This is a genomic window from Congregibacter sp., assembly GCF_045107095.1.
GTDB lineage: Bacteria > Pseudomonadota > Gammaproteobacteria > Pseudomonadales > Halieaceae > Congregibacter.
The window spans coordinates 1-9879 of record NZ_JBGCFU010000129.1 but is presented as its reverse complement, the minus strand read 5'-3'; the positions used below and the strand labels follow the sequence as shown (position 1 = coordinate 9879).

Here is a 9879-nt window from a genome sequence, read left to right as displayed (position 1 = left end):
GGAAACCCGGCGATCGCGATTAACAGCACATACCGTATGAGTGCTTCTGGCAGGGACAGCGCCGGCAGCAGCACATCGGCCACTTGCATCAGTCCCCAGGTGCCGACGATATATAGCGCCAGAGTCCTGAGGACGCGCCTGCGGCGAAGCTCGGCGAACAGCGAACTCACCACAACGCAGCGCTCGACTTCACAAGCCATGCGGCGGCGGTAGCGTTATTCATCACAAAGCCAGTGGGAGCGATAGGGTGCATAAAAAACGCGACTATCCAATGTCAAAACAGGGCTAAGCGTAGCAGATCAGCAGGATGGGAGTCTGTGAACCAGACCATTGTGCGGCCTTTAAAGCAGCTGTGTTGATGACTCGGTGACGGGTCATGCCTTGCATGTAGAATAGCGCGGGAACCTGTTTTGGCTGTAAGTACATTGAACCTACGATTAGCTCCCTGTGAATCTCGCAGGCCCACGCCGCTGCGAAGCGGCCTGTGAAGAACGCTCTGATTCTCTCAGGTGGTGGCGCTCGCGCTGCCTATCAGGTGGGTGTGCTCAAGGCAGTGGCAGAGCTGCTGCCTGCTGGTGCAAAGAATCCGTTTCCGGTTATCTGCGGCACCTCAGCAGGCGCTATTAATGCGGTAACTCTGGCGGCCTACGACGGCAGTTTTGCCCAGGCAGTAGAGAGCCTGGAGTCCATATGGATGGATCTGAGTCCCGAGCAGGTGTATCGCTGCGGCTGGGGGGCAATGGGATCGAGTGTTGGCCGACTGATGCTCTCTTTAGTGAATCGTGGCGTGGGGGTGGGAAAGCCCATAGCGCTGTTAGATAACACACCGCTGCGCGGCCTGATCAAGCGTTCCATCAATTTTGAGAAAATCGACCGCGCAATTGCTCGTGGTGATGTCGACGCTGTTTGTGTGACGGCCACGGGCTATCAGTCGGGTAGGTCCATGTGCTTTTATCAGGCCAAAACGGGCACCGAGGACTGGACCCGATATCGACGCAGTGGTCGGCGTACCCTGCTCAATGCAGACCACTTAATGGCATCGTCTGCGATTCCCACTATGTTCCCCGCCACGCGCATTGAGTTTGAATACTTTGGGGACGGCGCGGTGCGGCAGTTGGCGCCTTTGAGTCCTGCTTTGCATTTGGGCGCCGACCGACTCTTTATTGTGGGTGTGAGTGCGAATCGGGAGCGCCCGGAGTCTTTGGCAGGAGCGAAGCTTACGCACTCTCCATCACTGGCGCAGATCGTGGGTCATCTACTTAATAGTGCGTTTATCGACAGCCTAGAGAGCGATATCGAACGACTGGATCGCATTAACAAACTGGTGGAGCTCTTACCCAACGAGAGTTTGGAAGAAGGATCGACCCTGCGCTACATCGATCGGCAAGTTATCTCGCCATCTCAGGAACTGGACATGATTGCCGGCCAAAACATCTCATCGTTGCCGCCAAGCGTACGTTTTTTACTGCGTGCCACTGGCGGTACCGAGAGCGGCGCAGGTTCCACTGCGGCGTCCTATCTGCTGTTTGCCAGGCCCTTTGTGGAGACACTCATTGAGCTGGGCTATCGGGATGCCATGTGGCAGCGGGACGATATTGCGCGTTTTCTCGGCGTGGCAACGCCTGACTGATCACCCCTTGGTGCGCGCTGCGCTGAATTCGTTGATGAGCGAGTTGAAGTCCGCTCGCGCCCGCAGTGAATCGTAAAACGGGAGTTGCGGTTCAACAAAGCGCATTGCCCTGCTGGGTTCGCTCAGCGCGCTGCGCAGGCAGGCAAGTGCCTCAAGCGCAGCGGCTTCAGTTTTCATAAGCGCTAGCATTTCACAGAGGTACGAACGGCCCATCCATTCGGCACGGTCCCAGTTTGGGTCCCTCCAAACTGTAAGAGCGTCGAACGCCTCATCTTCCTTACCGCCTGCCAACAGCATGAGAGCGCGATCGGGGGCCGGCATCCGGTCCAGCAATGCCTGTAAGTCCGGTTCCATAGGTTCAGCCAAACGCCTGACAGCCTCGGCGGACGCTTTGGCCGCAGACGTATTCCCCGTTACCAGGTGCTGTGCCATTTGTAGGCGGTGCTTGGGCGATAGCCAGACGTTTACTGAGGTTTTAATCAGCTCATCGAAGCTGATTTGATCAATGCTCTGCTGCGCTGCGGCAAATTCTCGCCGCGCGATCTGAACCTCCCATAAAGTGCTGAGCACATCGTCGCGCCTGTCCTCAGACAGATCGGTATTGAGCGCTGCACGGATATCTTGCTCCCACCGCTGCAGATCGCCGTGTTTGAAAAAACGCAGTATGGGCAGATATTGCGCGCTGAGCCGGAGACTGGGGTTCTCGATTTGCTCGGCTATGGCCAGTGCTTCTTCATAACGATGCGTGACCATAAGACGCCCGGCCAGAAATTCGGCTGCTTGAGCGTTGTTGGGCTCCAGCTGATAGGACAGGCGGGCACTTTCCAGGTAGCCCTCGTAGTCGCCCCGGCGTCGCTGAATCCAACTTTGAATGTTGAGGATGTGAGTGTCGCTGGGGGCTAATGACCGTGCTTTTTTGACCAACGCAAGCGCCTGGTCATAGTCTGCAAGTACGTTGTAAACATACAGCGTTTGCGCCGTGTAATAGTCTGCGGATTCTGGCGCGATGTGGCCGATACGGTCGATGAGTGACTCGATTTTTGGCAAAAACTCCCGCCCGCCTCCTCGGCGCGCCTGGAGGGTCAGAGTACCGATGACCTCGAGCATGGGTTGAATAAAGTTGGGATCGAGCTCAAAAGCTTTTTCCAGGCCTTGTACGAACTCGGGCGCATTTGCTGGCGTGAGGTGAATCTCATCTCGCCACTGCATGATCTCGTGAAACGCGCGGTAGGCCGCCATATTGTTGGTGGGGATGATATCAAGATCGCTATCTTCCGCCGGGCTGAGCGTTGTCGCCAGTGCTGCGGATATAGCCCTGGCAATATCGGCCTGCACGGCAAAAATGTTTTCGGGGCTTAAATCCCGGTCATAGGTCTCTGCCCACAGGTGTTCATCGCTGCGTGCATCAATCAGCTGCGCATTGATGCGAATCTTGCTGCCGGCGATGCGCACGCCGCCTTCTAAAATGGCGTCCGCACCCAGCTCATTACCGATTTGCGGAATGCTTTTGGTGGTCTTGGCGTATTGCAGCACCGAGGTTCGCGAAATGACTCGCAGGCTGCCCACTTTGGTGAGGCGAGTCAGCAGGTCATCGTGAACGCCCGTGGCAAAGAACTTGCCGTCGCCGGTATCGTCGCCGTAGTCAAAAGGAATGACCCCCACCATAGGCGGTCCATCGGTCTTTGCCCGTTCTGCGCTGACCGTTGGGGCGTTGTCCGCCAACGGGATCTCCACCACCCCGCCCATAAAACTGTACAGGATCAGGCCCAGAACCACGGCAAGCGCAGCAAGGAGCAGGTAGTCGACGCTGCGTAGTGGCTCCGCCTCTGCAGTAGCACCTCCCGTGAGGGGAGCAGTCCGTTGGATTCCGTGAGCACTGATGTCAAAAAACCAGCCAAATACCAGCGCCACGGGAAGTCCCGCGATGCTGGCAAACAGCAGGTAACGAATACTGGATTCCGGGAGCCCCAGCGCAGGAAGAAGCACGTCGGCAACCTGCATCAGTCCCCAGGCGGCGAGGATGTATAGGGCGAGGGTGCGAAACACCCGCCGACGGCGAAGCTCTGCAATCAGGCCGCTAGTGCTGGCCTCGCTGTTAGTCACTGGCTCTTGCATTTCATCTTGACTGAAACCAAAGCCGCGAGAATATCAGACCTTGTATGTGCGCACGCGCACAACGGCGACTCGGAGGCGGCAAGCTCGATTTTGGTGCGCGATTACGGTCTGTTTTCATTGTCAATTTTTACCGATTCGCTTGGCTATAGCTTACTCAGATAGGTATTGTTGAACGACTCGTATTCTTTGTCCTGAGATCGACTATGAAATACCGCTTTGCGCCAGCTGTTATCACTTTAGTCACCTCTAGCGCCCTGGCGGCGTCTGCCGTTTTTGCCCAAGAGCAAAGCACTCGCCTAAGCCCCACAGCCGCTGCGGGAGAGATCGAAGAAATCGTCGTCACCGGCTCGCGCATCAAGCGCAAAGATTTTACGTCGATTTCTCCGCTGGTCACCCTCGACGCCGAGCAGATCACGCTGTCGGGTGTTACCGCCATCGAGGATCTTGTCAACGAAGCGCCTCAGCTTGTCCCTGACGGCAATCGAACCAGCAACAATCCGGGGAATGGGCAGGCCAGCCTGAACTTGCGTGGCCTGGGGGCTAACCGCACTTTGGTAACCCTCAATGGCCGACGCATGGCACCGGCGGATTCCTTTGGCGCCGCTGACGTTAACCTGATTCCCTCGCAGTTAATCAAGCGTGTCGAAATTGTCACCGGCGGAGCGTCTACCGTGTATGGCTCTGATGCGGTGGCCGGGGTTGTGAACTTTATTTTGGATGATGAGTACGAAGGATTCGAGGTCACCGCGCAGTACGACACCTTTGAAGAAGGTGATGGTGCCGTTGCCGATGTCAGTCTCGCTTTCGGTTTTGGCAACGACAGCGGTCACCTGACGGGTTTTTTAAACTACCAGGATCGAGACTCGGTGTTTGCGGGTGATCGACCGTTTACCGCCGAAGCCCTGCGCGAAGACCGCTTCACCGGAGAACTTGTTGCTCTGGGTAGTGGTACTACACCTGCCGGCAGGATTGTGTTCCCCCGAACGTTTCTGCCCGGCAGTGATGCACCGGTGCAGGTAACCTTTGATGACAGCGGTACACCGGTGGCGGTAGGTCCCGATACGCCGAGCTACAATTTCCAACCGGTAAACTACCTTCAGGTGCCTCTGCAAAGATACTCCGGCGCGTTGTTCGGCAATTATCAGTTGAATGATCGGATCAAGGTTTTTGGTGAGGTTCTCTACTCTGAGACCTCGACGTCGGCGCAACTAGCACCGCCTCCGGCGTTTATCAGCGCTCGGGTAAACCTTGATAACCCGCTTCTTACGCCAGAGCAGGCGCAGTTGTTTGGGACTAGCTATGACCCCGACGGCGATGGTTTCGCTGATTTTGTATTTTCCCGGCGTTTGATCGAGACTGGTCCGCGGCAGTCAGAACGTGCGGCGGACACATTGCGAGCCGTATTTGGCGCAAGCGGTGATATCAACGCGCAATGGGATTGGGAAGCAACTTACAGTTTGTCAGAAGTCACCGGTGAGTTTATTACCGGCAATGCGGTTTTTGCCAGTCGCTTTGAACAGGGCCTGTTGGCTGATCCAGCCACGGGCGAATGTTTTGATACTTCCGACGGCTGCGTGCCCTTTAACCCCTTCGGGCTTACGATCCCTGAAGATGCAGCGGCCTTCTTGCTCGCCGGTGATATTGTCGAAAACTACACGGTAGATGAAGACATCTTCAGCTTTATTGTCACCGGGGACGCTTTCGAATTGCCTGCGGGGCCGGTAGGGGTGGCCGGTGGTTTTGAGTGGCGGGAGACCTCGTCTGACTACCAGCCGGATCCGAATTTTATCGGCGCAGGTGTGTTGGGTGCACTGGCGGCGGCGCCTGTTTCTGGTACCACGGATGTAGCCGAGCTTTATCTGGAGGCGCTGGTGCCGATTCTTTCAAATCAGCCATTCGCTGAGTACCTCGGTGTCGAGGCGGGTTATCGCTATTCAGACTACAAGTTCTCGGGCGTTGCCGATAATTGGAAGTTCGGTGTCGACTGGGCCCCCATATCGTCGCTGCGTTTTAGAGTTATGGCGCAGCGCGCCGTGCGAGCGCCCAACATCGAAGAGCTGTTTGCGCAAGCAGCAGAACAGCCAACAGTCCTTTTTAACCCTGATACGGACTTTTGTGCCGCATCGGCCGATCCTATAGGTCGCGGCTTGACGGATCTTTGTATTGCGCAGGGTATTCCTGCTGCCCAGGTCGGTGTGTACCAGCCTACTCCGGACATCGGCCTTACGGTATTTGAAGGCGGTGGAAACACAGGGCTGGATCCAGAGACCGGCGATACATTTACCGCAGGCCTGGTGATTCAGCCAAGCTGGGCGGAGGAGCTATCAGTATCTGTTGACTATTACCTCATTGAGATCGACAACGCTATTGGCTCAACAGATTTTGAAGCTGCTCTCGGTCTTTGCGGAGATTCCAATGACCCCGCGAGCCAGTTTTGCAGCTCGGTGGTGCGCGGCCCCTCCGGTGATATCAGCCAGTACACAAATCCTCAGTTCAATCTGGCGACGCTGGGCGTGGAAGGAGTAGACCTCGCGCTCAACTATCGTTTTGACCTGTGGGAGGGATTGGCCCTGCCGGGCTCAGATGCGTTCATGACCTTGCAGGTACTGTTCAACTATGCGATGGAGAATACGGTTCAGGCGACGCCCACGGACAGCGAGCGTGATTGTGCCGGCTACTATGGCGGTGCCTGCGCATTTATCGGTCCCGGGGTGTTGGTTCCTGAGTATCGCAGCAGCACGCGCTTAACCTATTATTCAGGACCTTTGTCCGTGGCTTTGAACTGGCGTTGGATCGGTGATCTCGAAAGCCACCTGGATATTACCTGCGAGGAAAGCCCTCAGTTTTGCTACGAGAGCGAGCTTGGCAATTTGGGCGACCACAGCTATTTTGAGTTATCCGGGCGATTTGAGTTCGGTGAGCACGGTGAGATTTATGGTGGTGTGAGTAACCTGTTTGAAGAGGATCCTCCGCTCATGGGTCTCGGTGCAACTCAGTCAAATACTGCACCGCAGCTCTACGATGTTTTTGGACGCCGATTCTTCCTCGGCCTGCGGTATCGACTATAGAGACCCCCAGTAGTGAAGAGTCTCATGGAATGACACGAACTATTTGTCTTTTGGATCGGGATTAGAGCGTGATGCGTTTTGTAGCTGAGGTGCGTCAATGACGAGGTTTGGTGAATACCAGTGCATCCCTCGTTAAGTGGGTAGAGCCTACAAAAACCCTCGCTTTTGCGGGGCTTCATTTATCTGGTAGGACCAGGCGGATTGACTGAAACAGGCTAGGGCCTGTTTCAGCCCTTCGGGCGTCCTCGGCCTACGGCCTCCGGGCGTCCAAAACGCTAGCGCGTTTTGTCGAACAGCGGTTCTCACCGAAACCTAATCCTCCAAACGAAAAACCCCCGCCGATGGCGAGGGTTTGTCATTTGGTAGGACCAGGCGGATTCGAACCGCCGACCTCTACCATGTCAAGGTAGCGCTCTAACCAACTGAGCTATGGTCCTAAAACGGACGCGGATTATAAGTGCCCGAACGAGGTCGATACAACCGTCTTTACCAAATGTCTTTCGAGGCAGATAACGGAGAGTTTGCAAGCATCTCAGCGTAAAATGGCCAAACTACTCGAGGAACCTCTATGACGACAATTAGCTGTGACTGCGGACATGCCAGAGTTGACGTGCTAGGCAAACCCTTACTGCGAATAATCTGTCACTGCACGTTGTGCCAGTCGTTCTATCAAGCTGCAGAAGGCGACCCCGTGATTTTCAAAGCCTCAGAGGTAAAAGTGCAAAATGAAGAAGCAGTGAGCTATCGCCGCTTACGTAAATCCCCCGCAGTAGATCGTGGGGCCTGCGTCAAATGCTCACAGCCTATCGTGGAGTTTTTTGCGATGCCGCTGCTGCCGGATATTGTATTTATCCCCGGTGATCGCCTTGCAAGTCATCCGGATTTGCTTCCCGAACCTGCACTGCGCATCTTCTACGACTCACGCACCGAAGACGCCAACGACGACCTTCCCCGACACAACGGTTACTGGCCCAGCCAGCTCGCCTTAACTCGGCGATTGCTCCCGGCATTACTCCGCTAATTCCCTGCCTTAAAGCTCGCCGAAGACCACTTTCCCACCAACAACGGTAGCGCGAACTTTGTTCTTCCAGAGTTGTTCTCGTGGCACGGCAAAGAAGTCGTCACGAACTAGAATAAAGTCCGCGGCATAGCCCGGAAGCAGTCGACCTACTTTCGCTTCGGTATGGCCAGCATAGGCTGCATCCTCAGTGAACAGTGAGAGTGCCTTATTCCGGCTCACCGCCTCCCCTACGCGCCAGCCACCAGGTGGCCCGCCGTCTCGATCCTGCCGCGTTACTGCCGCATGCAAACCATAGAACGGGTTCGGCGGCTCCACGGGGAAGTCAGATCCACCGGCCAGCTTTGCGCCGCTTTCGAACAAGGTCTGCCAAGCGTAGGCTCCTTCAAGACGCGCCTCGCCCACGCGATCACCGGCCATATTCTTATCGCTGGTTGCGTGCGTAGGTTGAACTGACGCAATGACGTCGAGCTCAGCAAAACGATTGATGTCAGCAATTCGCAATATCTGCGCATGCTCCACACGATGGCGCAGTGCCCGCTGCTCAGCGGACGCGTTGAGCGCTTCGAACTCATCAAGCACTTTGGCATTTGCCAGATCACCGATCGCGTGCACATTGACCTGATAGCCAAGCTCGGCCGAATCACGAATTTGCGACATCAGCTGCTCGTCCGACAAGAGCAGCAAGCCGCGGTTACCTGGATCATCGGAGTAATCCTCAAACAGCGCCGCACCGCGCGAGCCTAGAGCCCCATCGGCAGAAATCTTAACGCTGCGCAGTGCAAACAAATCATTCGCACTGTCTCTGGGACCTTCCAACCACTTCTCTTTAATGCTGGGGTCGGCCATGCGCAACATGGAGTAAATCCGCATAGGGAACTGGTCCTCCTCAAGGAGTGCGTCATAAGCATCAATCTCCAAAGCGGAGGATCCCGCATCGTGAGCGCCGGTCATCCCGACGCTGACCAAGTACTCCATTGCCCGGCTCAGGTCGCGCTTTTTGCTGGCAACCGTTGGGGCAGGCGTTGCCTCTCTCATCAGCTTCATGGCGTTGTCGACAAGGATGCCCGTCGGCTCACCGCTATCATCGCGAACAATGCGTCCGCCTGCTGGATCAGCGGTATCTGCGGTAATGCCCGCAAGCGCCAGCGCTTTACTGTTGACCCACACGGCATGACCATCAACGCGACTCAGCGCAATGGGACGATCGGCCGTAACGGCGTCCAGGGATGCCTTGGAGGGAAACTCACCGGACGACCAGAGCACCTGATTCCAGCCAGCCCCAAAGATCCAGTGGTCTGCTACTCCGTCGGTAACGGCTGTCGCTACACGCGCTGCCGCTTCCGCTTCACTTTCACTGCCCGTAAGGTCGACGCTCGCAAGGGCGCTCCCCAGGCCTGCGATGTGTCCATGCGCGTCTATCAATCCGGGTAGCAAGGTGAGCCCGTGACCGTCAATACGAGTCTCGGCGTCACTCTTCGATGCGGCAGCTTCGTCATGGTAGGTGGCAGTAACTACACCCTCGTCGTATTCAATAGCTGCAAAAGCAACGCGTTCACCGTCGCGCATCGTGTAACCCTGCACGTTGTGAATCAATGTCGCTGCAGACAAGTGCATCGGTAAAACCAACAGCGCTGCCAAAGAGCAAACACGCTTATTCATTAAGATCTCCTCTTGGAAAACTCTGGCAGTACCCTTGCACACACCCTGAAACCATAAGACTAACGCAAATATTTGCTGGGAAAGTATGCCCGACAGCTCTGTATGACCGACGCTGCCTCTCGCGCTTGCCCATTCGCCTGAAGACTGCGGGTTAGCCAACTGCAGGTCGCCTGCCCCCAGGGCCGAAGCTCATGGGCTCGGCTTGCTGCCGCAAGTGCAGCAAGCTTATCTCCTTGCTTCGATGCCATATAGGCAGCTGTCAGTTGGGTGTCGACGCTGTCGTCAGGCAATCGGAGCTGGGCGGGTACTGCAAAATCTTTACCTACAAGGAGCACGCCCCTGACGTCCTGATAAAGCAATTTCCAACGCCCGGTCTGTAAAAGACC

At 56.1% G+C, this 9879-nt stretch carries 6 protein-coding genes and 1 tRNA gene; 3 read left to right on the top strand and 4 right to left on the bottom strand.

Annotated features, from left to right (window positions below):
• Positions 1-484: 484 nt before the first annotated feature.
• Positions 485-1630, top strand: a complete 1146-nt coding sequence (locus AB8B76_RS15400; RefSeq protein WP_405273761.1) for a patatin-like phospholipase family protein — start codon at positions 485-487, stop codon at positions 1628-1630.
• Here the strand turns inward: AB8B76_RS15400 and AB8B76_RS15395 are convergent, their stop codons facing one another.
• Entirely contained in the window at positions 1631-3733 is a 2103-nt protein-coding gene (locus AB8B76_RS15395) for a hypothetical protein (RefSeq protein ID WP_405273760.1), read from the bottom strand.
• A 215-nt stretch (positions 3734-3948) separates the two neighbouring features.
• Between AB8B76_RS15395 and AB8B76_RS15390 the strand changes: the two genes are divergently transcribed.
• On the top strand, positions 3949-6813 hold the full coding sequence (locus AB8B76_RS15390; protein ID WP_405273759.1) for a TonB-dependent receptor plug domain-containing protein: 2865 nt from the start codon (positions 3949-3951) through the stop codon (positions 6811-6813).
• A 360-nt stretch (positions 6814-7173) separates the two neighbouring features.
• Here AB8B76_RS15390 and AB8B76_RS15385 read toward each other — a convergent pair.
• A tRNA-Val gene (locus tag AB8B76_RS15385) sits at positions 7174-7250 on the bottom strand.
• A gap of 131 nt (positions 7251-7381) precedes the next feature.
• Between AB8B76_RS15385 and AB8B76_RS15380 the strand changes: the two genes are divergently transcribed.
• A complete protein-coding gene (locus AB8B76_RS15380; RefSeq protein ID WP_405273758.1) occupies positions 7382-7834 on the top strand; it encodes a GFA family protein in 453 nt (150 codons plus the stop codon).
• A gap of 9 nt (positions 7835-7843) precedes the next feature.
• Here the strand turns inward: AB8B76_RS15380 and AB8B76_RS15375 are convergent, their stop codons facing one another.
• Positions 7844-9493 carry an amidohydrolase gene (locus AB8B76_RS15375; RefSeq protein ID WP_405273757.1) on the bottom strand — a complete coding sequence of 550 codons (1650 nt, stop codon included), beginning with the start codon at positions 9491-9493 and terminating at the stop codon, positions 7844-7846.
• 59 nt (positions 9494-9552) lie between these two features.
• Positions 9553-9879 (bottom strand): hypothetical protein (locus AB8B76_RS15370; protein ID WP_405273756.1); only part of this gene is annotated, 327 nt, incomplete at its 5' end.

Coding starts and splice junctions, on each gene's coding strand:
- AB8B76_RS15375 (WP_405273757.1), bottom strand. CDS start 9,493: ATGAATAAGCGTGTTTGCTCTTTGGCAGCGCTGTTGGTTTTACCGATG.
- AB8B76_RS15390 (WP_405273759.1), top strand. CDS start 3,949: ATGAAATACCGCTTTGCGCCAGCTGTTATCACTTTAGTCACCTCTAGC.
- AB8B76_RS15380 (WP_405273758.1), top strand. CDS start 7,382: ATGACGACAATTAGCTGTGACTGCGGACATGCCAGAGTTGACGTGCTA.